The following is a 25,176-nucleotide window of genomic DNA, read 5'->3' as shown; positions in this document are numbered from 1 at the left end:
AACGTAGACTGCATTTCAAACTTCAAGCAGGAATCGTCCGACTTAGCGTCGAATACAAAATTGATTACGACATTGCCATACTTTACATCACCTTACATCATAGATAGAGACGCCAGACGTCGAGTGCCAGGGGGAGAGAACATGTATCCTATTCGCAAAAGACACCTCGTGCTGCTTGCCACTCTGTTATCGTTAACAGCCTGCGCCACAGCCGCTCCCGAGACATCATCTCAAGGGCCACGGTCTGTTTCTACTGCTCACCAAGAGCAGACTAGCAGCCCTGCGGCACGTACCTATAAGATCGTCCATGTCATGAGCTACCACTCTCCATGGGAGTGGACAGACGCGCAGCTGGAAGGGTTCAAGGCATCGTTCAAGAATGTACAAGTCGATTGGAAGGTTATACAGCTTGACGCCAAGCGCATCAGCTCGCCCGATCAGCTAGAGCAGATGGGACAATTGGTGAGAGGCGAGATTGATGCCTATCAGCCGGACCTCATCTACACGAGCGACGATGAAGCCCAGCGGTATGTGGCGAAGCATTACAACAACACGAAGACACCTGTCGTGTTCAGCGGCGTCAATTGGGAGCCTAGCACGTACGGCTTTGACCAGGCGAGCAATGTGACGGGAGTGCTGGAGACTGAGCATTTCGTAGATAACGTGAAGCTGATGAAGCAGATTAGCCCTTCGGTACGTAAGGTCGCTGTCGTTTTCGATCAAGCCGAAATTTGGAAACCGGTTACAAAGCGGATGAAGGCTCAGCTTGCCGAGCTGCCGCCGGAGATCGACTTTCCAATATGGGATACGATTGAGACGTTCGAGCAGTTCAAGCAGAGGATGACGGATTATCCGAATCATGTCGATGCGGTTGCCTTAATCGGAATATTCAACTTCAAGGATGAGAACGGTGCCAACGTGCCGTATCAAGACGTGCTACGATGGACCGCGGAGAACAGTAAGCTGCCTGACTTCAGCTTCTGGAAGGACCGGGCCGCACACGGTACACTTAGTACCGTCACTGTATCAGGCTACGAGCAAGGCTATGAAGCCGGCATATTAGCTCGACGTGTGCTGGAGGACGGAGAGAAGCCGTCCTCTCTGCCTATGAAGCCGACCGTTAAGGGCGAGCCGATCGTCAGTCTTGCCAGAGCCAAGAAGCTGAATATGAAGCTGGACAGCACGGTACTGCTCAGCTCCAAGGTGTACAATCGCTTCATATGGGAGCCTTAAGCCTATGAACTTCAAACGTCTACAGACCAAAATTGCCGTCATGCTGATCGTCACCCTAGCGCTCATCGTGGGAGCGAACAATTGGATTACTTCGTTCTTGTTTCAGCAAGAATATAGCCGAGTTCTGCAGCAGGAGCTTGCTGTCGTCGGCAACAGTTTACTTACACAGCTCGACCGACTCTCCGCACTCGGTGTCCCATTGGAGGAATTGACCGGCTTCGAGCAGCAATGCAAGGAGATTATTTCGAAATACCCGGACGTCAGCCATGCTTTCGTCATCGATCCTAATGGACGTATCCTGTTTCACAGCAACCCGGTGCTCATTGGAACGGAGGCGGAGCTGCCCTATTATTCGCAAGCCTTGATGATGGTCCAAGAAACGCGCTTCGATTATTCCATGGAAGACGAGCTGTATACAGCCGTTGTGCTGCCCGTGCAAAACAATAGCCTAGAGCCAGCTTCCGGCGCCGTCGTCGTGACGATGCGTAAGAGCGTCATCACCCAGAAGCTAGCCGCCTACGCGCTCGTTCCGATCGTATTGTCCTTCATATTCGTCGCGCTTGCGTTCTACTTCATCATGATTACGTTATCCAGATGGGTCACGAAGCCGCTGCGGGTTATGTCCATGCATATGGGCCTTGTAGCCGCCGGCGATCTGCGGACGAACGCCGACATCGTAACGAAGGATGAGATCGGCCAGCTTGCTTCCTCCTTCAATCATATGGTAACTCAAATTAACGACTTGCTTAGGCGCACCGCTCAGACGGCTGAGCTGGAAACGCAATACGAGCTGGAGCGTCGCCAACGAGAGGTAGCAGAGAAGCTCCAGCGTATTGTCTCCAGCGTGAGCTCCTCGCTTGATGTACAGCAAGTAATGGATCGCGTCCTGCAGGGGTCACGTGAGCTGCTGCCTTACCGTCACGCAGCTGTCTGGATGCTCGATCACGGGCAGCTGCTACAGAAGTCTGCAGTATCTGAGCTGGACAGCGAGCCTAACTTTCATCAAGAAGAGGTTGAATCTGCGTTCCGACATATGTGCGAAACGGGCGAGCCTCACATGTCACCTGATGCGAAGGTGCTCTGGTATCCGCTGACTATCGAGCAGAACAGAGTCGGACTGATCGGACTGACTGCAGATGAGCCCTTTACGTCGCAGCAGATGACAGCGGCTTACTCTTTATTCAGTCAGGTGAGCGTATTCATTCATAACGCATCCTTGTACAAGCGTATGCAGCAGCTCGCAACAACAGATTCGCTGACCGGCCTCCTGAACCGCGGCACGTTCATTGAGCTCGCTGAGTCGGCACTGGTTCGCTCCCAACAGGAGTCAACAGCTCTGAGCTTCATCATGTTCGACATCGATCATTTCAAGAGCGTGAACGACCGGTACGGGCATCTTGTTGGAGACAAGGTGCTCAAAGGGGTCGCCCGCAAGGTCAGCGAGCTTCTCGAGCACGATGCATCAGCACGGGTCGGACGCTACGGTGGTGAAGAGTTCATCGTAATGCTCGAGTATACCGGCCTGGAGGAGAGCAGCCGACTTGCCGAAGTCATTCGCCAAGCAGTTAGTGAGCTAACGTTCACAAGCGACAGCGGTACTCTAAGCGTTACCATCAGCTTAGGTGTAAGCACCGCCCGCACAGATAACACCATGAAGCTGAAGCAGCTTCTTAAGGAAGCCGATCAAGCGCTGTATGCTGCCAAGTATTCCGGACGCAACAAGGTTTGTATGGCTTAATCTTGTATGATAAGTAGCCTCCCCCTTATGATCGGGGGAGGCTATTTTTGCTCACTATCCGTACAAGATTATTGCACCTTAAATCGGCTTATGTTCTGCTGAAGATCAGCTGCGAGCTGACTTAACGCTTCGGAAGACGCTGAAATCTCCTCCATGGAAGCAAGCTGCGCCTCGGTGGAAGCGGCGACACTCTGCGTCTCTTCCATAATCGTGCGAGCGATGGTCGATACCTCCTCGACGGTTGCCAGCATTTGTTCCGAGCTTGCCGACGCTTGCTCCGCCGAGGCGGATACCTCTTGAATTTGCTCAACGGCTATACGCATTGCGTCTCTTACCTCTGCGAACGTTTCCCCGGCCTTCTGAACTGCCGTGCTGCCGACCTGCACATCCTCCACACTCTGATCGATGGCAACTACGATCTTCTCGGTGCTCTGTTGAATGTGGGCGATCAGTTCCTCTACCTGGGCAGCAGACTGCTGGGTCATTCCGGCCAGCTTCTTGACTTCGTTCGCTACAACGGCAAAGCCTCTGCCCTGCTCGCCTGCACGTGCCGCCTCAATGGAGGCGTTCAGCGCCAACAGGTTCGTCTGATTCGATATTTCACTAATCAGCTTCACAATGTCGCCGATTTCTTGAGAATGCTTATGTAGATGCCCGACCTCTACGGCGGCGCCTCCGACGGATCGCTGGATGCCTTCCATCTGATCGATCGTCTGCTCAATTGAGCTATAACTCTGCTCAACCGACTCTCTGGTTACGAGTGCAATGTCGGATACGGTTGCCGACGACTCCGCGATCCGCTGCAGCGCGATCGCCATCTCCTGCATCGCAACGACACATTCGCGGGCGCCTTTATCCTGCGATTGACTGCCGCTGCTCACCTCCATGATCGTACTAGCGATCCCTTGAGCAGCCGATGCGGACTGCTCTGCGCTTGCTGTCAGCTCCTCGGAGCTGGCTGCTGTCTGTTCCACGGTAGTCTGCACCTGGTGGATTAGCATGCGTAGCTGCTCAGTCATCTCGCGGAACGAAGAAGCCAGCACACCGAGCTCCTCCTTATTGCGGATGCGCAGGTCTTGGTCACGAAGATCGCCCGAGGCGATCGCTCTTGCCGCGTGAGTCAACGCGATGATCGGTCTTGACAAGCTGCGTGAGATGAAATAGCCGAGCAAGGCTGAAACCACAATGGTGATACCCAGCGACATATACAGGATCCGTTTGATGTTGTCGGCACGCGCAGCATTGTCCGTTATCCCTTGCTGCATCAGCTCCTTCTGGCCATTGGCGATCTCTTCGGCGAGCTGCCCCATCTCCCTAGCTATCGGGAACACTTCCTTATTGGCATACATCAGCTGCTCTTGCTTGGAGGAGATCGCAAATACGGAGCTGGTCACGTCAAGATACCTCTTATTCAGATCAATCAGCTTCGCCAGCTTCTGCTTGTCTTCCTCACGATGTACCAACAACGATGCCGATCCAATTCCCATTCTCGCGTCTCGGTTAGCAGCAAGAAGCCTCTGCTTCGAGCTCTCGTCCTGGGTTAGCAAGTAATCCTGGAGACTGCTTGTCTGCAGCGCAGCCTTCGTCTCAACGCGCATCATCGTGCTAGCGATGACGGCACGACGTTCGATGAGGTCTTCATAGATCGTTACCAATCGAGACTGAAAATAGATCGAAGTAATGCCTTGCAACACAACAAAGAACAGAATAATACAAAATCCGCCATACAGTTTCTTGCTGATTGTCCACTTCATAAGCTGCACCTTCCCCAATCTGTTCATACATCATACGCAAAAATGCTGAGGCGTTCGGCCGGCAAGCGCAAAAAAACCGACCAATAGGGAGCGGTTTGACCATTAACACCACTTGGCAGCCCAGCCGCCCTAGTGAAGCCGAAGCTTTACTTTAGGCCTGAAGCTTTGCGTCCCCGTCTTTCGCCGAGTTTGCCTTTACGTATGGGATTCAATATATAGGACTAATGTCTCATAGCCAATTTTACTAAAAGAAGGCCAAAAAATCTATTGGAAAATTGAGCTTGTCTTAGTATAGTTACAATAAAGAGGCAGTCGGCACGCTGCTGCTAGCTTGGCGTGCGACTACCTCTGTTGAACCGTCGTCAAGCCGTCGATGAGTGCCGCTTGATGACTGGAAGTGTCACTGTGAATGTGCTGCCACTGCCTTCCTCGCTGTCCACGGCGATCATACCGCGATGATCCTGCACTATTTTTTGACAGATCGACAAGCCGAGTCCGGTTCCCGTCTCCTTCGTCGTGAAGAAGGGGCTGAATATGCGCTCCATCTGTTCGGAAGAGATGCCCATTCCAGTATCCTTAATCTCGATCGCAACGAAATGCTCAGACAACGGATACATCCGAACCGTTAAGGTGCCAGGCTCTCTCATCGCCTCAAGTCCGTTCTTCATCAAGTTCAGCAGCACTTGGATCAGCTTCTGCGGGTCAGCCATTACCTCAACATCATGCTCCGCTGACATATTCTGAACCTGATGACCATGATGAATCGCTGACGACTCAGCCAACTGCACCGCGCGACTGACGCACGCTTCAAGGCTAGAGCGAGACATCTGCGCCGATTGCGGACGGGAATATTGTAAAAACTCGTTCGTCAGCTCGCTCATTCTGTTAATTTCATCCAATATAATCGTGTAGTACGGAGCAATATCCCCCTTCTGCATCCCGACCTGTAAGAAGCCCTTCACCGCAGTTAACGGATTGCGTATCTCATGGGCAAGTCCAGCAGCCAGCTCGCCCACCGCCTTCAGCTTCTCGTTACGTGTCAGCCTCTCTTCCTCACTCTTCCACTTCACCTTCTTCCGGGCAAGCAGCTGTTCCTCGAGCTTCATCAGAAGCTCCTGCTCGCTCAGCCCATAATCAGGATACAGCAATTGGGTATAAATAAACTCCAACCCGCTATGCTCGGACAGCTCCTCATCGAGAATCGTACGGACACGCTCCTCATCCTCATCGGTCACGAGCACGAACTTGTCTCCTTGATACCTCGCAAGTATGAGCGCATGGGGAAACAAGTGCTTCAAAGCTTGTCCCGTACATTCCAGCAAATAGTTCACTTGCCGATGGCCCAGCTCCAAATTATGTATGCGTATATCCTTCACATCAATTAAGTACATTGAGAACGCAGGCCGTAATCGAATCGGCATTGTCAGAAGCTTGCGCAGCTGAATATGAAGCCCTCTATAATTGAGAAGACCCGTCAATGAATCGGTCTCGCTAATGGCTCGCAGTCGATACAGCGCGTGAATGGTCTTCTCCAAATATTCGATGAACAGGAAGCTTAGGCTGCCCACAATGGCGAGTACAAGTGCATATTGGAGCATCACGCTAAAGTGCTGTGTGTTCGATTGGATCAACCAAGTCATGCCAATCGCTGTAATGGTTGAATATAGCGTTGTCATCCATACCCATGCCAATATTCCGTTCAGCCTGATATAGCGTAGCAAGCATGCACATGCCCCACCCCCGATCAATGTGACCAACGCACTTAAGATCGACACATCGTCCAGTGGCTGCAGAGACAATCGCCCGGCTGCGACGAGCACCGTGCAGACTAGAGCACCCTGCGCTCCGCCTTGCTTACCGGCCAGCATAATGGCCAGTGCACGTAGATCAAGCATCGTGCCATCCTTCAGATCGAAGGTAAACAGCATCAATACATTCCCTAGAAGTCCATAGCTGATTCCAAAATACGCTGATCCCCATCTCTGCCAGCCAGCCGCCTTGCGCAGCCAATGATAGATCTTATGAATGATGAAAACGTGGGCGAGCATGATCGAGGCATTGACATAAAGTTCGGACAGCATTGCGGGATATCCCCTTATTTTGTATTTAGTTGAGACACAGCCTCATGTGAGGTTTGTACTGCTTACAAAATAAGTGTATTTTTTTATGCCATACAAGTAAACCATTATAAAGGAAAATTTAGGTGATTGACCTTGACTTCCATTAATTTTACATATTTACGATCAGTAGCGTTGCATAAAAACTAACACGCGAACAGATTGGACAAATTGTGCTATTATTGTAATAAATAGGTCGTACTCTGTAACAAAAAACTCCTAAAATTAGGGTAACAGGTAGCCCTGTCCAAATCCCTAACTTAGGAGATACGCATGGACAAGGATACACTATTTTCTGCATTTGGTAAATGGGTTGCACCAATAAATCCAAACATCATCCCGAATTGGCAAAGCACGACTACGCTCGACCGTTATGTGAAAAAGCTCGACACCTTAGTCTTTCTGTACATCTTCATCGAAGCACAGTTAGAGAAGCGAAAGGGTCTTCGTTCCATCATGCGAAAGCTGGAGCACGACGAGGAATTTCAAAAGCAACTCGGCATTGCTTCGATCAGTGCATCCCAGTTGTCCCGTAAAAATAATCAACTGGACCCAGAAGTACTTCAAGCCATCCTTTGTAATCTCATTACACAGTTGCATCGAGATGCTAGGCCGATATCAGGGCGCATCGGAACGGTCAAGATTATAGACTCTTCTACGATCAGCGTTTGCCTACAGCGGTATAAATGGGCGACTTTCCGAAAAACGAAAGCAGGCGTGAAACTGCACCTGCGAGTGGCATTTGCTGACCCCGACCATGTTTATCCGGATAAGGCAGTGGTTACGCCTGCAAGGCCCGCAGACCGCAGCCAAATGGACGTCCTGATCGATGAGTCGGACGTCACGTATCTGATGGACCGCGGGTATCTGGACTACGGCAAATACGACAGTTACTGCGAGCGTGGCATTCGATTCGTATCACGATTAAAGGACAATGCTGTTGTCGAAGAAGTGGAAGAACTTTCGGTGAACACAGATTCAGACATCATCCGCGATGTCAAAGTCGTGCTAGGCAAAGCTCACAAGCGCATGCAGCACCCCCTTCGTATGATCGTCACCACAGACGGTCGCGGTAATGAGGTCCGTATCATTACGAATCGGTTCGACCTGACGGCAGAAGAGCTTGGTGACCTGTATCGTAGCCGCTGGCAGATCGAGATGTTCTTCCGGTGGGTCAAGCAGAACCTGAAGCTAACCTGTTTTTACGGTGACAGCGAGAACGCAGTGATGAATCAGATTTGGATCTGTTTAATTGCATACTGCTTGCTGCTGCTTATGAAGCTAGAACTGGGAACGAGTCGAACTTCGAGAGGGCGACAGAAGAAACAGAAAGACCAGTAAGTCGCCTAAGTCGAAAAAAACCAATCATCAACTTGAAAAGGATGAATATTACAAATGGACAGCAACTGCCTGTTTCAGGGGTACCCCGTAAGTTTTTGGCCCTTGGAATTTGAAAACTAATTTCTGAATATTCCACCATTTTAGATGTCATGATTTATGCAACGCTACTGATTTACGATATCAAAGAAAACCACGGTCTGCGAGACCGAGGCTTCTTCGTGAATGCTTCAACAGGAGCAGTACATGGTAGACGAACCGTGCAAGGCAGATCTCGGCATATTGCAAGAGCTTACCCAAATCCCGAGTACTCATAAGGCGCTTCGTCCAGTAACAGGCACCGTTCGCTCATTCCCTTCGCCCCCTCGTCTTACCCACAGCCCTGCATTCACAACGAGCAGCACCGCGACATAAGCATACACGCCCACACTGCTCACCAAGCTAACGACAATGTGAACGGCAGGCAGCACGAACAAGCCAAGCATTAGCGGAATCATCCACCAGCTCCCTTGCTGCGCCTCCGTGAACGGCTTCGAGAACGGAAGCTCCCGCACGAGCACATAATAGCTGACATACGTATAGATGCTCGCCCCAAGCATCGCCGCAACGAGGTCGGGAACGATCCGTGCGCCGAACACAGCGATGTATAACACACTGACTACAGCGAACACCGGCAGCACGAGCTTCATGAGTCCCGCCTTCAAGATACCGCGAGCGACAAGAGCGGGACGACGAGCGCCAGCAGTGCGAGTCCGATCGTCAAGGGATCCGACTTCTGCTCCAGCAAGAGGGCAAGCGGAGCGCCGAACCAGACTGGAGGAAGCAGCACATGCCACAGTGATGGCTGCAAGCCGCCCCCCAGCTCGGACAGTCTGAACATCGGACCTACGAGCTGGTAGCCGATCATCATGCCCATCGCCAGCACTATTTGCACCGCGTTAATCATATCCTTCAGCTTCTCGCCGTCGAACCACTTCAAGATCAGCGCATAGAACAGACTCGTCAGCACGACTATAAGCAGCACCATCAGCACCAGCTCCGCGCCGAACAATAGCGCTGCGAGCAACCCATGCCGGATGAGCACGGTCAGGAGAGGCACTGCTGCAACAACCAGCGTCCTGCTGAACAAATATATGCTCACATGAACGACTCTGGCCATCTGCAGCGTCTGCCGGTTCACCGGGCGAATGTACAGAATCGAGCGATCCTTCACATCGAGCAGCACAGACGAGAACTCGGAAATCAGCGAAGTCATGATCAGGAACATGAACACCCCGAACACGAGGCTCAGCTGCAGATGCAAGCTCCAATTGAACAGCAGCAGAGGCACCGTCGTGAGCCCCATCAAACCGTAGAGGGCGAGTGACAGCACGTACAGATCTCGGCTCTGCTCCGTCTGCCCCTCCTCGCTGTTCGCCTGCTGCTTGTTCTGCCCCCACTTCGATTGAGCGAGTACAGTCGGTACACGCCTGCGATCCATCGTCAGCTTCACCTGCACGATACGCCGCATGATCGGGTAATCGATGCCAAGACGCTCGAACCCGCCCCGGAGTCGGTCCAGCAGCTTCAAGCTCCAATAATGGTTCATCGCCCGTCCTCCCGCATCGCCTCAACTAGCTCCTCGGCTATACGCCGATGCTCGTGGAAGCCGGTCAGCGCGTTGAACAGCTCCTCCAGCGATGCGTCCTTGCTGCTCTCCTGCAGCTCCTTGAACGAACCGTCGGCCACAATACGTCCATTGTGCAGCAGAATGATGCGCGAGCTAATCTTCTCCACCACATCCATCATGTGCGAGGAGTAAAAGATCGTCTTCCCCTGCCCCGCCAGCTGGGCGAGCAGCTCCTTAACGATCATGACGCTGTTCGCATCGAGTCCACTCAGCGGCTCATCGAGGAACAGAATGTCAGGGTCGTGCAGAAGACTTGAGATGAGCAACACCCGCTGCTTCATCCCCTTGGAATACGACGTAATCCGAGCGTCGTACACATCGTCCAGCCCGAGCAGCTCCATCATACGCTGTGCCTTCCGATCAGCCTCCGCCCCATCGATCCCGTACAGCTCACCGATGAACGTCAAGTATTCGCGCGCGGTCAGCGACTCGTACAGCTCAGCAAGCTCCGGCATATAGCCGATCGAACGCTTATAGGCGACGCCGCTCTCCCGGATCGGCTGCCCGAGCACGTACACATTCCCCGTATAGCCTTCCGTCAGGCCTAGCAATATTTTCACCGTTGTACTCTTCCCCGCTCCGTTCGGTCCGATGTATCCTATGATCTCACCGCGTCTGACCTCCAGCGAGATGCCATGCAGCACCTGCTGCTGGCCGTAGCTCATGTATAGATCCTCGATGCGGATCACGACCTCTTCGTTGACCAATGCCCAGCCTCCTTCACCCTTCGGATAAATGCAACCCAGCATATACTACCACATATTAACATAAGAAGAACGGATTGGGGGCTATTTTCCTCGTATTATTTCTTGACCTCAACAACAATCGTATCGATTAGCTGTCCCCTGACGTAGGGAAGCAGCCGCCATCGCCCCGCAAGCTATAACAAAAAAAACTCCAGACCATTTCCGCAGAAATGATTCTGGAGTCTTCGAGCCCCTGAAGCTCGCTTCTATTTCGTAGTTAGAGCTTACATGGCATTACGGCACCTTCACCACAAATGGAACAAGGAACGATTCACCTTGGTGCTGGAACTGCCCCCATATTTTATAGACGCCGCTCACGGGGAAGCTCGTACCGAACACGGCGTCCGGACCTGACGCCTTCTCATCCAGTGGATGATTATGAATATATTGCTCGACGTCGCTGCTCATGATCACCACGTGACCGACTGCACCGAGATACGGCTGCAGGTTCGTAATCGGCTTACCGGAGGCTTCATCCTTGAAGCTGAACGTCATCTGTACATCGTGACCGGCCTGCAGCTTGTCGAAGGCCAGCGTTACTTCCTTGCCGTTGACCGTCTTCTTCAGCTGCGACTCCGGCTCTACTGCGGCTACAGTCGCTTGAGAGACGTTGCCGACCTCAAGCCAATGCGTCTCTGTCTTCTGAGCAGCACCGCTCGGTATGAAGTCTGCAATCAGCTTGTATGCTCCATCGCGCGGTAGCTTCGTCGACACCACGAACTGACCTGTACCCCGATACTCGGGATGAAGATGATCGAAGTAAGACAAGTCCTTACTGACGACTATGAGATGAAGCTTCTTCTCGTGACTAATATCGAAGCCTTCGATCGGCTTCCCCGTCGTATCGTTAATCTGCAGCGTTAATGTCATCTGCTCGTTCGGCTGCGGCTTCTCCTTCGAGAAGCTCCAGACCGCCTTGACCGGCACATCAGCCTTCTGCTCTCCATGCCCACTATGCCCTCCATGTCCGTCCGTGTGCTTGCCCCTGTCTTGCTGACCTGCTGCTGCACCGTGTCCACTGTGCTCGGCAGGCGGCTTCGCCCCGCAGGCCGCCAACAGCAGTAACGCGGCTACCGACATAATGAGCCCCATACGCTTCATCTATTGATCTCCCCCGTTATTGGAATAATCACAATACGACCATTATACTATACCCCCATACAGTATTCAATGATGAGCTAACGCTACAAAAACAGACCGTATCGATACCCTTCACAGGGCGACCACTACGATCTGTTCAGCTTCGGCCTCAGCCAAAATATTGCGGATACGTACGGCGCAGCTCCGGCAGCTCGTCGTCGAGCTTGCCAAAATGAGCCGCGAGCAGCGCCGCCGCCTGCTCCTCGTCGCCAGCCTGGATGCTGCGCAGCAGGAAGGCGTGCTCCTCAACTAGCCGCTCAGCATGCTTGAACTGCTTGAGCGACAAGTAGCGGATGCGATTCAAGTGTCCGCGCATATGATTCACAACCTGCAGCAGCGTCGTGTTGCCCGTCACCTCGAGAATCGAACGGTGGAACGACTCGTCCAGCTGCAGGAATAGAGCCAGATCGTCGCTCCGTACGGCTGCCAGCTGCTGCTCGAGTAGCTGCTCGCACCGCTGGCGATACGGCTCGTGTGCCTGCGCATTCCAGCGGCGAGCCGCTAATCTGAAGGCGCCGAGCTCCAGATGCTCGCGGACGAAGCGCGTCTCCTGCACCTTCTGCTCCGAGATCAAGGCAATCTGGGTGCCACGCTGAGGCAGCACCTCGAGTAGCTGCTCACTGGCGAGCATGCGGATCGCTTCACGAATCGGCGTACGGCTGACGCCAAGCTGCTCGGACAGCTCGTTCTCATAGATGTAGGTTCCGGGCGCAAGCCGTATGGACACGATCCCTTCACGGATCGATTCATACACCTGCTCGCCTAACGTTCTGCGCTGCGCTGCGGGCAGTGGGGATAGATAGGACATCGCAATGCTCCTTCAAGTTGCTGGTCACTCCGGGCCTAGCCCCGGTTCCGAAGATCAAAGCTCGGACGAAGGCGGATAGACCGTAACCCTAGTATACCGAGCGTCACAGTACCCGGCAATAGCTTCTCCAGCAGCCTACACGCCTGAGGAGGCCATGAAGCCGCCGTCGACAGGCACCTTCGTCATCGGACTCGGCGCACTCATGGACGAGATGTTAATGATCGTCGCGCCGGCTTTACCCGTCATGCCTCTTGAGAATACTTGCGTCGGAATGAGCGTTCCGAGAAAATTCAAGTTGAACACGTAGCCGATACCCTCTGCCGTTAGATCGTAGAACGTCGTAATTTCCGAATTGTTTAAGTCCTCGAGCTTCAACGTCTCGTTCGTCGTAATTCCCTGCGGGTGATTGCCTCCCGCTCCGTTGATGAGAATGTCGCATACGCCGAACGCTTCTGTTACTATACGTTCCGCCTGCTTCACACTCGCAAGATCGAGCACGTCGCAAGCGACCGCTATCGCTCGGCCGCCCGCCTCGCGAATATCGGCTGCAACCTCTTCTCCCTTCTCCGCCGTCCGGTTCAAGATGGCCACCTTCACGCCCTGCCGCCCAAGCTCACGCGCCATCGCCGAGCATAGTACGCCGCTGCCCCCTGTAATTACCGCTACTTTACCCTGCAAATTCGGATTCAATCCCAGCATGTCAGCCACTCCTCTCGAATGCGTCCCATAAGCCCCACAAATACATAATGCCCATCGCCCGGTCGTACAGCCCGTAGCCTGGTCGGCACACCTCCCCGAATACGTTTCGACCGTGGTCAGGTCGGGCGTAGCCGGAGAAGCCTGTCTCATAATAAGCCTGTACGATGCCCGTAATGTCCACGCTGCCGTCCGCGGTCCGATGGCTCGTCTCGATGAAGTCGCCATTCTCATAGCGCCGTACGTTGCGTATATGGGCGAATGGGATGCGGCCTGCGAACTCGTGGATCATCGCAATGATGTCGTTATCCGGGTTCGCGCCAAGCGAGCCGCTGCACAGCGTCACACCGTTATACGGACTGTCTACGAGCGACAGCAGACGTCTGATGTTCGCCTGCCCGGTCACGATGCGCGGCAGTCCGAAGATCGACCATGGCGGGTCGTCCGGATGAATCGCCATCTTGATGTCATGCTCCTCACATACTGGAATGATCTGCTCGAGAAAATAGCCGAGGTTACTCCACAGCTGCTCCTCGGTCACATCCTTATACGCCTCGAACAGACTCGACAGTCGCACTAACCGCTCCGGCTCCCAGCCCGGCATCGTGAAGTCAGGGTTGTCTGCAATCTTACGCACAAGCACCATCGGATCCATATCCGCGACCTGTGCCTTCTCGTAGAACAGCGCCGTCGAGCCGTCCTCCAGCTCCTTGAACAACTCGGTCCGCACCCAGTCGAACACCGGCATGAAGTTGTAGCAGATCGTCTTCACGCCGACTTGCCCCAAATTTGCTATCGTCTGCTTGTAGTTATCGATATACGTATCACGGGTCGGCCGGCCTAGCTTGATGTCCTCATGAATGTTGACGCTTTCCACGACCTCCATATGGAAGCCATAAGGATCGATCGTGCGCTTCAGCTCGACTATACGCTCGAGCGGCCATACGTCTCCTGCCGGTATATCATGCAACGCCCATACGATACCTTCAACGCCTGGAATTTGCCTGATGTGCTGCAGGGTGACGTTGTCGTTCCCTTCCCCGTACCAGCGAAATACCATTCTCATGTCGGTATACCCTCCTGAATTTGTCGGTCCATTTCATATGCCAAGTATAGTTGTTTACTTGTATACAAGTCAATTGTATAATCTTTAGCTCTCCTCATTGCGAACCACTAATAATTACAACCCATTGGTATATACTACCTAGCACAAGGGTTCTCTTGCTTCGTACCAACATACTGGAGGGTGAACTAATGGAGGAGATCACACATTACAGCAGAATGAGCGCCTCAGAGCTCGCCAACCTGTGGGCACAATATGTGAATGACAGTCTTTCGCGCTGTATGCTACGTTATTTTATTCGAACCGTTCAAGATCAGAGCACTCAAGACATTCTGCAAGTAGCACTAAGCCTATCCGAGAGCCATCTGCATAGCATCGAACGGTTCTTGACGGCCGAGCAATACCCGCTTCCGATCGGCTTTACCGATGAGGATGTGTTCGTGGATGCACCTGCGCTGTTCACAGACGTCTATATCCTCGTATTTATTCAGACGATGTTAATCCATGGCATGACCCGTTATGCCGGAGCGCTCGGCTGTACCGTTCGTGAGGACCAGAGAAAATATTTCAAGCAAGTCATAGCCGAGACGACCGAGCTCTATGATGTATGCACAGGTGTACTTGAGAGCAAGGGGATCATCAGCAAGCCGCCGTGCTTCAATAACCACCAGAAGGCCGATATCGTTAAGAAGCAGAGCTATCTGACAGGCTGGCTTGGCAAACGAAGACCGATCAACGCTCTCGAGGTGAGCGGAACGTTCCTGAACATGCACAAGACGATCGCCAAGGTCGTACTCGAGCTTGGCTTCGGTCAAGTGTGCCAATCTCGTGATGTGAGAAGCTATATGGAACGAGCACGCCTCGTGTGCCAGAGCCACTACGAGATCCTCGCTTCCATGCTGAAGGAGGATCAACTGCATACCCCTCGAACCTTTGAGTCTGAGGTGACGGATTCGACCGTCCCGCCTTTTTCCGATAAGCTGATGCTGTTCTTAATCTGTACGCTGCTATCCTCGGCTATCGGCTATTACGCAGAAGCGATGTCCATGTGTCAGAGGAAGGACCTCGCGGCGGACTACGCCAAGATGATCGCCGAGATCGGTCTGCTGGCCGAGGACGGTATGAACCTCTTAATCGAGAACGGGTGGATGGAGCAGCCTCCGCTCGCTACGGATCATGAAGCTTTAGTTAGAAGCTGATGAGATGCAGCGCCAGCACACCAGTTCCTGTAGAGCATACCGTACTCTCACCATTCATTCCCCCTTGCGAGCTTACTCCCCTTATGGCCTTCCCTCCACCTATAGAGACGGTTCAGTCACGATTCGTGTCTGGCCGTCTTCTGGCGTTGCTGCGTTTTCCAGCCTCTATATACGATAATATTCCAGGAAAAATGTGCTTTACGAATACGTCGAATTAGCGATATACTAGGACTAAGGATATTTGAAATATAGTTTCACTAGGTGAAACTAGGCAGGCAACTCCGCCGGTATTCAGCCTGAAACGTATTTCATCCAAATTCAGTGAATTTGAGGAGGGCATGTCATTCCATGGCACAAAATCAATTCTCGGTCCGCTCCAACCTCGAAGTCGGTGGCAAGTCGTACGCCTACTACCGTCTTCAAGGTCTCGAAGAGCAAGGACTTGGCACAATCTCGAAGCTTCCTTTCTCCATTAAAGTGTTGCTCGAGGGCGCTGTTCGTCAATTCGACGGCCGTGCGATTACAACTGAGCATGTAAGCCAGATCGCGAACTGGGCAGAGAAGCGCGAGGACAAAGAAATTCCGTTCATCCCTTCCCGTATCGTTCTGCAGGACTTGACAGGTGTACCGGTTGTCGTTGACCTCGCAGCTATGCGTGAGACGGTGAAGAAAGCTGGCGGCGATCCGAAGAAGATCAACCCGCTCGTTCCTGTCGATCTCGTTATCGACCACTCCGTCATGGTTGACGCCTTCGGCTCCCCGGACGCTCTTGAGATCAACGAGCGCATCGAGTTCGAGCGTAACGCTGAGCGCTACCGCTTCTTCCGTTGGGCACAGACGGCATTCGATAACTTCCGTGCCGTACCACCAGATACAGGTATCGTTCACCAGGTGAACCTGGAGTACCTCGCTTCCGTAGCAGCGACGAAGGTCATTGACGGCGAGACCGTCGTATTCCCGGATTCCCTCGTAGGTACAGACTCCCATACAACGATGATCAACGGTCTTGGTATCGTAGGCTGGGGCGTCGGCGGTATCGAGGCAGAAGCAGGTATGCTTGGCCAGCCGCTGTACTTCGTTGCTCCTGAGGTTATCGGCTTCAAGCTGACTGGCAAGCTATCTGAAGGCGCAACAGCTACTGACCTCGCGCTGACGATTACTCAGATTCTTCGTAAGAAGGGCGTTGTCGGCAAGTTCGTTGAGTTCTATGGCACAGGCTTGTCCGAGATCAGCCTTCCTGACCGCGCGACAGTAGCTAACATGGCTCCTGAGTACGGTGCAACGATCGGCTTCTTCCCGGTTGACAGCACGACGCTGGACTTCCTTCGTCAAACAGGCCGTACAGAAGAGCAGATCGCTCTTGTCGAGGCTTACTATAAAGCACAGAACATGTTCCGCACAGACAGCACGCCAGACCCTGTATTCACAGAGGTAGTTGAGCTGGATCTGTCGACTGTCGTACCGAGCCTTGCAGGTCCGAAGCGTCCACAGGACCGCATCGAGCTGACTGCAATGAAAGAGACTTGGAACGAAATCGTTCGCAAGCCAGTGGAGAAGGGCGGCTACGGTCTGTCCGACAGCAAGCTTGCAGAAATCGTAGACGTGAAGCATGCGAACGGCAAGGACAGCAAGATGGCGAACGGCGCAGTCGTGCTCGCGGCCATTACGAGCTGCACGAACACGTCCAACCCGAGCGTTATGATCGGTGCAGGTCTTGTCGCGAAGAAGGCTGTCGAGCGCGGTCTCGTGAAGCCGGAATACGTGAAGAGCTCCTTGACACCAGGCTCCCTGGTCGTTACCGAGTATCTGAAAAAAGCAGGTCTGCTTGAGTCGCTCGAAGCGCTTGGCTTCCACGTAGCAGGCTACGGCTGTGCAACCTGTATCGGTAACTCCGGTCCGCTTCCTGACGAAGTAAGCCAGGCGATCGCGGACAACGACATGACGGTAGCGGCTGTATTGTCCGGTAACCGTAACTTCGAAGGCCGTATTCACGCGCAGATCAAGGCGAACTTCTTGGCTTCGCCGCCGCTTGTTGTCGCTTACGCGCTTGCAGGCAACGTGAACATCGATTTCGCTAACGAGCCAATCGGTCACGATCAGAACGGTCAGCCGGTATTCCTGAAGGACATCTGGCCTTCCTCCAAGGAAATCGCAGAAGCGATGGAATCCTCCCTGTCCGCAGACATGTTCCGTGCGAAGTACGAGAACGTGTACACGCAGAACCAGCGTTGGAACCAGATTCCAGTGCCAGAGGGCGAGCTGTACGAGTGGGACGAGAAGTCCACATATATCGCGAACCCGCCGTTCTTCGAGAAGCTGGCTGACGGCATCCGCGATGTAGAAGACATCAAGGCTGCGAAGACATTGCTCTTGCTCGGCGATTCCGTGACGACGGACCATATCTCCCCAGCGGGAACGATCAAGCCAGACGCTCCAGGCGGTAAGTACTTGATCGAGAACGGCGTTGAGAAGAAGGACTTCAACTCCTACGGCTCCCGCCGCGGTCACCACGAGGTCATGGTACGCGGTACGTTCGCGAACATCCGTATCAAGAACCAGGTAGCTCCAGGTACAGAGGGCGGCTTCTCGAAATACTTGCCTACGGATGAAGTCATGTCCGTATACGAAGCTTCGATGAAGTACCAGGCTGACGGCACGAACCTCGTCGTCATCGGCGGTAAGGAGTACGGCACAGGCTCCTCCCGTGACTGGGCAGCGAAGGGTACATTCCTTCTCGGCGTGAAGGCTGTTATTACCGAGAGCTTCGAGCGTATTCACCGCTCCAACCTCGTCGGCATGGGCGTGCTTCCACTCGTGTTCCTGCCAGGCGAGAGCTGGGCATCCCACGGCATCACAGGCCGTGAGACATTCGACATCGTCGGTCTGTCGAACGACGTACAGCCTGGCGACCAAGTGAAGGTCGTCGCAACTCGCGAGGACGGCTCGAGCTTCGAGTTCAACGTCATCGTGCGTCTGGATTCCCTCGTTGAGGTAGATTACTACCGCAACGGCGGTATTCTGCAGACGGTTCTGCGTCAGATGATCAGCAACTAATTATAATAGTAGAAATCCCTTCAGGCGATGGTCGCTTGAAGGGATTTTTTTGTGACATGGAGAGAAAGATTGCCATACACCGCATTGAGTCCCAATGAAGCTGTATGTTACAATGAAATGGAATCGAACGTACATTCTATTCCTGTCAAGGTGGTGAGCTCGTTGGACAACAAGTATAAGCCGACTGCACCCAAGCAAGCTATGCTGCGTGAACAACACATGACCTATGACGATTACGCTGCCCTTGAACATGAAGACATCGACCGCTACGAGCTGATCAACGGTCGCCTGGAGCTGATGAGTCCGAGTCCGACCGTCATCCATCAGCTGGTCAGCTTCGAAATTCAACGGCGTATCTCACAGTCTTGTTCGAATGAAGCGATCATCCTACACGCTCCGATCGACTTGATCCTATCGCCTAGCGACGTTCGACAGCCTGACCTTGTCATCGTGCTTCGATCTAACCTGAACATTGTAACCCGTCGAGGGATTGAAGGTGTGCCCGATGCTGTCATCGAGATTCTATCTCCAACCTCCATCAAGAGAGACAAGCTGTCCAAGCTCATCACCTATGCGCACTATGGCATCCCGGAATATTGGATCGTGAACACTTCTGATAGCTACCTTGAGCTGTATCAGCTGCAGGGTGACTCGTACGCACTGACGAATGTATTCGAACAGGATGACCCGATGGTGTCCGATAAGCTGCCTTGCGCAGCCTTCACGATGCGTGAGATTATGAACAGCATTCCAGACGAGCTGCAACGGTATAAATGAAACAAGCCTTCGAGCATGCTCGGATGCTTGTTTTTCGTTTGCCTGACAAGGCTGCACGCACGCCCCCGTCTACTCCGTCGTAAACGACGAAGCAGGCAAGCCTTCACGATCATATAGATTCGTTACACCGCCTCGCAATGGCTCACCTCCTCCGTGATCGAGCCGCCCACCGTATAGTCGTACCATTGATGAATGGAGCTGCCTGCCATCGATCCACAGTGCGAAGCAGGAGAGGCGCACTAATTGTCGAATGTTAAAGAATGACCCATCTACATATCGAACGCAAACAACCATTCTATACGAATAAGGTGATGCTATGGCTGCTGTCAAGCCGCGAAATCCCAGAACGCTGCGCAATCGTATACACAGACTCATGTACGTATCCTCCATGATCAATATTATCGTGTTCGGCCTGTTCACGCTCGTCATCATCTCCCAGATGTTCCGCCCGATGTCCGAGACCGCATCCCGCTTGGTCGGTTCCACGATAGCGCGCGACATGAACTCGGCTGAGTTCCTCCAGCAGTTCGGCATCGAGCGTCTGGAGCAGTTCGATCCGAACACCGAGAAGGCACGGCAATGGATTCGCACTCACTTAGAAGAGACGACCGGACATGACCGCTTCCTCCACATGCTGAGCGAGGACGTTGCAGGCATATGGTCCGAGGAGAAACTGGACATCGTATTGCTCAGCGTACAGATTGAAGATAAGGTCATCTACTCGAACCAGGCGAAGGCCGATTCCATGATCGATGATGTGAGTCTTCTCGTCGAGCCGCTCGTACAGCTGTTCACCGTCGAATCGAAGCATCCGCTCATCGACCGTGAGCAAGGGAAGGTCGGCGTCGTTACGACAGCCATCCACCCGTATGTCGGGATGTGCATGTTCATCCTGCTCGCCATCATGCTGCTCGTGCTCATGCTCGTGCTGCTCTGCGTATCGAAGCTGATGAGCCTGCTCTTCACGCTGCCGATCATTCAGCCGATCAATCAGCTCGAGGCAACGATGAAGTGTATCGCAGCCGACGAAGATATGGAGAATGCGATCAGCACCACCGTTCGACTGAAGCGGCCGCTGCGCGAGATCGAGTCGCTCGTCGATTCAACCAATACGATTATGGGCAAAATGCGGAGCTACGCCGAGCTGCTCAAGGAGCAGAACGACGAGCTGGAGGCGCAGAACATGCAGCTGGAGGAGCAACGCGACGAGCTCGAGGCGCAGCGCAATGAGCTGGAAGCTCAGCGGGATGAGCTGGAGGCGCAGAAGGAGGAGCTCGTTCGCTCCCAGGAGCGAATTCAGGAAGCGAAGCAGAAGCTCACCGAGCAGGAGAAGTCGCTGCGCAGCCTGCTCAACAATGCGGGCCAAGGCTTCCTCTCCTTCGGGGCCGATCTACTCGTCCGCGAGGAGTACAGTCTCGAGTGCGTCAAGCTGTTCGGCGCTGGCCTGTCGGGACGCCCGTTCGTCGAGCTGATTGCTGCGGACGATGCACAGCAGCAGAGCTTCCTGCGCAGCTTGCTCGGCAAGCTTTTTCAAGAGAAGGAGCCGTCCAGACGCAGCCTGTACATGCCTCTTCTGACCGATGAGCTGGTCATCGACGGAAGGCACATTCAGCTCGAATACAAGCTGATCGCCGCGCTGGAGGCAGACGACGAGGAATCGTGCATGGTCATCTTGACCGACGTGACCGAGAAGCGGCTGCTGCAATCGCAGATGGAGCAGGAGCGCAATACGCTCAAGATGGTGGTCAAGGTCGTCGTCGGCTACAACGATTACCGTGAGCTCGTATCGGATTACAAGCATTTTATTGGCGAGCGGGTGCACGCCTTGTTCCAGGAGCAGGAGCCGCTGGACGCGTCGCTCTTCGAGCTGTTCCGTCACATTCATACGTTCAAGGGCAGCTTCTCGCAATTCGGCCTGACGCATGCGGCGCAGAAGCTTCACGAGGCTGAGAGCGTGATCGCCGAGCTGTGCAAGCGTGCGGAGGACGTCACTCACTCGGAGATTCGTGCTGTGCTGGATAGCTTCCATATGGATGAGTGGCTCCAGTATGAGCTCGAGGTGCTCCACCGCATTCTCGGCGACACGTTCTTCGGACAAGACAACGTACTGTTCATCGATAAAGGAAAAATTGTGGAGATCGAGCGCAAAATGGTCGCCTCCCTCTCCACCGCCGACTGTCAGCTGCTGCTGCCGGAGCTGCGCAAGCTTCGCTACAAGCCGTTCAAGGAGCTGCTGCGCGCTTATCCGGAATATACACTGGGGCTTGCGGAGCGGATGGACAAGATGATCGAGCCGTTCGCTATTGAGGGCGATGAGGTGCTGTGCGATTCAGATCGATATGCGGACTTCGCCCGCTCGCTCGTGCACGTCTTCCGCAATCTCGCCGATCACGGCATTGAGCCGTGCGACGTGCGGGAGGCGCTCGGCAAGCCGGAGCTCGGCCGCGTTCGCTGCGACGTACAGCTCGACGAAGGCGTGATCGTGCTGCAGATCAGCGATGACGGCCGTGGCATCGACCCGGAGCAGATCAAGGCGAAGGCGGTCGCCAAGGGGCTGATCGCCGATGAAGCGGCCGCAGCTCTGGCGGACGAGGCGGTCATCGAGCTGCTGTTCCACGAACAATTCAGCACGAAGGATGAGGTCAGCGAGCTGTCCGGTCGAGGTATCGGGCTTGCGGCCGTGAAGCTCGAGACCGAGCGGCTCGGCGGCACGCTCGACGTGAGCTCTGAGCCGGGTCGCGGCACGACGTTCGTCTTCCGCATTCCGTACGTCGATCTCACCGAGGTGCCGCAGCTGTCGGTCGGCTCGATCATCGGCCCGCTGGCCGAGACCGCGCTGACGTTCTTCCGCGAGCAGGTGAACCAGCCTCTGCAGGCGACCCAGCCGTTCCAGCTGAGCGAGGGCGATAAGCTGTCCCTGCAGAATGTGACGACCTTCATTCGTGTAAAAGGCGCGATCGACGGGATGCTGGTGCTCTCGATCGACAAGGCGCTTGCTTCTACAGCGGTTCGCTCGCTCGTCTACGGCAGCCTCACTCCCGAGGAGGAGCTGGAGCTGGCCGAGGATACGCTCGCAGAGGCGACGAACATCATTATCGGCAACTCGATTCGCTGCTTCCCCGAGCTTGAGCCGTATATCGTCATCGAGCCGCCGATCACGCTGCAGACCGAGGGCGCTTCGATGAAATATTGCGATTCGAATATATGGACGTGCAGCTTAACGAGCGACGTCGGAGCGATTCAGCTTAGCTTCGTCCTTACGACAACACCTGAATAGATAGAGGAGGCAAGAGTACATATGGCGAACCTGTTAATCGTCGACGACTCGATACTGATGCGTCGTAATTTGAGAATGATGCTGACCGAGGCTGGCCACAACGTCGTCGCCGAAGCGGCCAACGGCATCGAGGCGTACAAGGAATACGCGAAGCATCAGCCAGATCTAGTAACGATGGATATTACGATGCCCGTCATGAACGGGATTGAAGCGGTCAAAAAAATAATCGCCACCTACCCGGAGGCGAACGTCATCATGATCTCCGCGCTCGATCAGAAGAGTATGGTGTTCGAGGCGATCCAGAACGGCGCGAAGCACTACATCCTGAAGCCGATTACGGTTGAAAAAATTGTGGAGACGATCAACGAGGTGCTGCACGTACAAGCAACGGCTTCTCCTGCTGCCGTGACATCAGGGGCGGAGTCTGCGACTGCACACTCAGCGTCCGGCAAGGAGTGCGGCATGCCGCCTTTTGCCATTGAGAACAAGAACGGCATCTTCATCGTCACTGCGCGCTGCGGCATCGGCAGCGCCGAGCTCGATTCGATCGGCATGGCCGTGCAGGGCTTCCTATTCGTCAAGCCGTTGAAGGTCATCTTCCACTTCCACGACAGCTTGGAGCAGCTGCCACCGGAGTTGCCGAGTCGATTCGCGCAGTACATGTCCAGCATCGTGCAGGCGGGAGGCATCGCCAAGGCAGTGACCGGCAGCCGCTTACTGACGCAGCAGCTGAAGGAGACGGATGCGGAGCTGTTCGCGAAGGTGTATACCGATATTTCGCAAATTATAGTATAGATGATGAACGAGTCACCCTATGTATACGACGAACGGTTCGTGCCGCACGCGCTACTGAAGCTGCTGGACAAGCGTTCGATCGAGGAAGTCCAGCTCGGTGATCATAAGGAGCTCGAGCTGACGGTGCTATTCTCCGATATACGCTCCTTCACCGCCCTGTCCGAGCAGCTGACACCGGAGCAAAACTTCCGCTTCCTGAATTCATACTTGTCGCACATGGAGCCTGCGGTTGAGCTGAATGGCGGTGTCATTGATAAATTTATCGGCGATTCCATCATGGCGCTGTTCGGTCGTGCCGACGATGCCGTTCGCGCGGCGAGCGACATGCTGCGCCGACTGTACGCCTACAACCTGGGGCGGCTGCGCGCCGGCTACGTGCCGATTCGGATCGGCATCGGGCTGAATACAGGCCCGGTCATGCTGGGCATTGTCGGGGGACCGAGTCGGTTGCAGGCGACCGTGATCGGTGATCCGGTGAATGTTGCTTCACGCGTTGAAGCGATGAACAAGCAATACGGGACATCACTGCTCATCTCCGGCCATACGTATCAGGCGCTGGAGCAGTCGGACCACTTGTGCGTGCGACGCATCGACCGCGTAACGGCCAAAGGAAAGCTGCACGCCGTCGATCTCTACGAGGTGTTCGACCACGAGGCGTCCGAGCTTCGCAGCGGCAAACTAAGGACGCGGCCGCTGTTCGATGAGGCGCTGCAGCTGTTCCTCGATCGCCGCAGCGCCGAGGCGCAGCCGTTGTTCGAGCAGGCGGTTGCTGCCTGCCCGCACGATCTCGTGGCGCGCCGCTACATTCGGCTGTGCGCCCCCGAGTCGCAGCTGTGGGCCGAGACGGCTGCCAGCGACTACGCGCTGGAGCAGACGGTGCAGCAGCTGCTTATAGAGGCGGCGGTCGAGGCGGGTGCTAGTGCGAGTGTTGGAGTGGTGGCAGGTGATTCAACGACGGCAAGGGCTAGTGCTGCTGTAGAGGCAAGTGCGAGTGCTGAAGTGGTGGTGCGAGATACAGCTGAGGCGGATGCAAGTGCTGGAGTGCTGTCAGCTTCGGAAAAAGGAACAAGCCATCACCCTCTCGTGCCACGTCAGCGGCACGAGCCCGGCTTGCTCGGACCGCTGCTCGATGCGGTCCGCATGTTCTTGCCTTATCGCGCGGGCTTCGCCATCGCCAGCGAGCAAGGCTACGCCGGCGACGCTGCGCGGCTCGAGGAACACTCCGTGTTCCTCGAGCTCCGCGGCACGCTCGGCGGCCTGTTCGTGCTCAGCGCGAGCGGCCCCGCGCAGGAGGCACTGCTGCGCTCGCTGCTCGTCGCGAGCGGTGACGATACGCCGCCGCCTGCCGAGGAGCGCGGCGCCTACCTCGCCGACGCGGTTGCCGAGACGGCGAACCAGCTTCTCGGCAACGCGCTCAAGCTGTTCGACATGTACGAATCGTACGTCGAGATTAGTCCTCCGCTGCCCGTCGACACACGAGGCTTAGTGCTGCGCTATGACCCGAGTCAGACGTGGGGCTCGATCTTCACCTCGACGGACGATGACAGCGTCATCCGGGCGTACTTTTTGCAATACCGTCGATAGTCTCCATCTCTGAGTCTCTGCATCGTTGATTCTCGGTGTCTCTTAACCTCTGACCTCTGCGTCTCTGCATCTTTATACCACCTACGCGACGCCAAACTTAGACACCTCCCGTACAGCATCAACGGTGAGGTGTCTTTATGAGTTACTAATAAAGCGCAAGCACTGCGATATCACCGCGAGCGCATGCA

The 25,176-nt window shown here is 54.5% G+C and carries 17 protein-coding genes, 1 pseudogene and 1 riboswitch; of the genes and pseudogenes, 9 read left to right on the top strand and 9 right to left on the bottom strand.

Features of this window, described 5'->3' with window-relative positions:
• Nucleotides 1-141 precede the first annotated feature (141 nt).
• Together PAE68_RS09515 and PAE68_RS09510 are read left to right on the top strand one after the other, a co-directional pair.
• Complete coding sequence (locus PAE68_RS09515) at nucleotides 142-1,233, top strand: ABC transporter substrate-binding protein (RefSeq protein ID WP_281886325.1); 1,092 nt, start codon at nucleotides 142-144, stop codon at nucleotides 1,231-1,233.
• Between the two features lie 4 nt (nucleotides 1,234-1,237).
• Nucleotides 1,238-2,971, top strand: a complete 1,734-nt coding sequence (locus PAE68_RS09510) for a diguanylate cyclase (protein ID WP_281886324.1) — start codon at nucleotides 1,238-1,240, stop codon at nucleotides 2,969-2,971.
• A gap of 68 nt (nucleotides 2,972-3,039) precedes the next feature.
• On the opposite strand, the gene PAE68_RS09505 is transcribed toward PAE68_RS09510, so the two are convergent.
• Together PAE68_RS09505 and PAE68_RS09500 are read right to left on the bottom strand one after the other, a co-directional pair.
• Entirely contained in the window at nucleotides 3,040-4,725 is a 1,686-nt protein-coding gene (locus PAE68_RS09505) for a methyl-accepting chemotaxis protein (RefSeq protein WP_281886323.1), read from the bottom strand.
• 111 nt (nucleotides 4,726-4,836) lie between these two features.
• Nucleotides 4,837-4,929: riboswitch (cyclic di-GMP riboswitch) on the bottom strand.
• A 158-nt stretch (nucleotides 4,930-5,087) separates the two neighbouring features.
• Nucleotides 5,088-6,806: a sensor histidine kinase gene (locus PAE68_RS09500; protein WP_281886322.1), complete on the bottom strand. Its 1,719-nt coding sequence runs from the start codon at nucleotides 6,804-6,806 to the stop codon at nucleotides 5,088-5,090.
• Nucleotides 6,807-7,115: 309 nt separating this feature from the next.
• Between PAE68_RS09500 and PAE68_RS09495 the strand changes: the two genes are divergently transcribed.
• A complete protein-coding gene (locus PAE68_RS09495) occupies nucleotides 7,116-8,183 on the top strand; it encodes an IS4 family transposase (protein WP_281886321.1) in 1,068 nt (355 codons plus the stop codon).
• A 308-nt stretch (nucleotides 8,184-8,491) separates the two neighbouring features.
• On the opposite strand, the gene PAE68_RS09490 is transcribed toward PAE68_RS09495, so the two are convergent.
• The 7 genes and pseudogenes from PAE68_RS09490 to uxuA form a co-directional block, all read right to left on the bottom strand.
• Complete coding sequence (locus PAE68_RS09490) at nucleotides 8,492-8,869, bottom strand: hypothetical protein (protein ID WP_281886320.1); 378 nt, start codon at nucleotides 8,867-8,869, stop codon at nucleotides 8,492-8,494.
• Nucleotides 8,870-8,880: 11 nt separating this feature from the next.
• Nucleotides 8,881-9,768 (bottom strand): hypothetical protein, encoded by an 888-nt coding sequence (locus PAE68_RS09485; RefSeq protein WP_281886319.1) that lies wholly within the window; start codon nucleotides 9,766-9,768, stop codon nucleotides 8,881-8,883.
• Nucleotides 9,765-10,514 carry an ABC transporter ATP-binding protein gene (locus PAE68_RS09480; protein WP_281890990.1) on the bottom strand — a complete coding sequence of 250 codons (750 nt, stop codon included), beginning with the start codon at nucleotides 10,512-10,514 and terminating at the stop codon, nucleotides 9,765-9,767. The genes PAE68_RS09485 and PAE68_RS09480 overlap by 4 nt, the downstream gene beginning before the upstream one ends.
• A 315-nt stretch (nucleotides 10,515-10,829) precedes the next feature.
• Entirely contained in the window at nucleotides 10,830-11,696 is an 867-nt protein-coding gene (locus PAE68_RS09475) for a hypothetical protein (RefSeq protein WP_281886318.1), read from the bottom strand.
• A 148-nt stretch (nucleotides 11,697-11,844) separates the two neighbouring features.
• Nucleotides 11,845-12,543, bottom strand: coding sequence for a GntR family transcriptional regulator (locus tag PAE68_RS09470; RefSeq protein WP_281886317.1), 699 nt, complete (start codon nucleotides 12,541-12,543; stop codon nucleotides 11,845-11,847).
• A 171-nt stretch (nucleotides 12,544-12,714) separates the two neighbouring features.
• Nucleotides 12,715-13,242: pseudogene (locus PAE68_RS09465) on the bottom strand (SDR family NAD(P)-dependent oxidoreductase); the annotation flags it as partial.
• 1 nt (nucleotide 13,243) lies between these two features.
• Nucleotides 13,244-14,305: a mannonate dehydratase gene (gene uxuA / locus PAE68_RS09460; RefSeq protein WP_281886315.1), complete on the bottom strand. Its 1,062-nt coding sequence runs from the start codon at nucleotides 14,303-14,305 to the stop codon at nucleotides 13,244-13,246.
• A gap of 188 nt (nucleotides 14,306-14,493) precedes the next feature.
• On the opposite strand from uxuA, the gene PAE68_RS09455 reads away from it, so the two are divergent.
• The 6 genes from PAE68_RS09455 to PAE68_RS09430 all read left to right on the top strand — a co-directional run bounded on the left by PAE68_RS09455 (nucleotide 14,494) and on the right by PAE68_RS09430 (nucleotide 24,988).
• A complete protein-coding gene (locus PAE68_RS09455) occupies nucleotides 14,494-15,501 on the top strand; it encodes a DUF3231 family protein (protein ID WP_281886313.1) in 1,008 nt (335 codons plus the stop codon).
• Nucleotides 15,502-15,849: 348 nt separating this feature from the next.
• Nucleotides 15,850-18,555, top strand: a complete 2,706-nt coding sequence (gene acnA, locus PAE68_RS09450; RefSeq protein ID WP_281886312.1) for an aconitate hydratase AcnA — start codon at nucleotides 15,850-15,852, stop codon at nucleotides 18,553-18,555.
• Nucleotides 18,556-18,708: 153 nt separating this feature from the next.
• Nucleotides 18,709-19,332 carry a Uma2 family endonuclease gene (locus PAE68_RS09445; RefSeq protein WP_397379440.1) on the top strand — a complete coding sequence of 208 codons (624 nt, stop codon included), beginning with the start codon at nucleotides 18,709-18,711 and terminating at the stop codon, nucleotides 19,330-19,332.
• A gap of 316 nt (nucleotides 19,333-19,648) precedes the next feature.
• Nucleotides 19,649-22,609: an ATP-binding protein gene (locus tag PAE68_RS09440; protein ID WP_281886308.1), complete on the top strand. Its 2,961-nt coding sequence runs from the start codon at nucleotides 19,649-19,651 to the stop codon at nucleotides 22,607-22,609.
• A 21-nt stretch (nucleotides 22,610-22,630) separates the two neighbouring features.
• On the top strand, nucleotides 22,631-23,404 hold the full coding sequence (locus PAE68_RS22705; RefSeq protein ID WP_309299320.1) for a response regulator: 774 nt from the start codon (nucleotides 22,631-22,633) through the stop codon (nucleotides 23,402-23,404).
• Complete coding sequence (locus PAE68_RS09430) at nucleotides 23,405-24,988, top strand: adenylate/guanylate cyclase domain-containing protein (protein WP_281886306.1); 1,584 nt, start codon at nucleotides 23,405-23,407, stop codon at nucleotides 24,986-24,988.
• The last annotated feature ends 188 nt before the right edge of the window (nucleotides 24,989-25,176 follow it).

Source organism: Paenibacillus sp. YYML68, assembly GCF_027923405.1.
In the GTDB taxonomy this organism is placed as follows: domain Bacteria; phylum Bacillota; class Bacilli; order Paenibacillales; family NBRC-103111; genus Paenibacillus_G.
The sequence above is the reverse complement of the archived record's forward strand: the minus strand, read 5'-3'. Positions and strand labels throughout refer to the sequence as shown.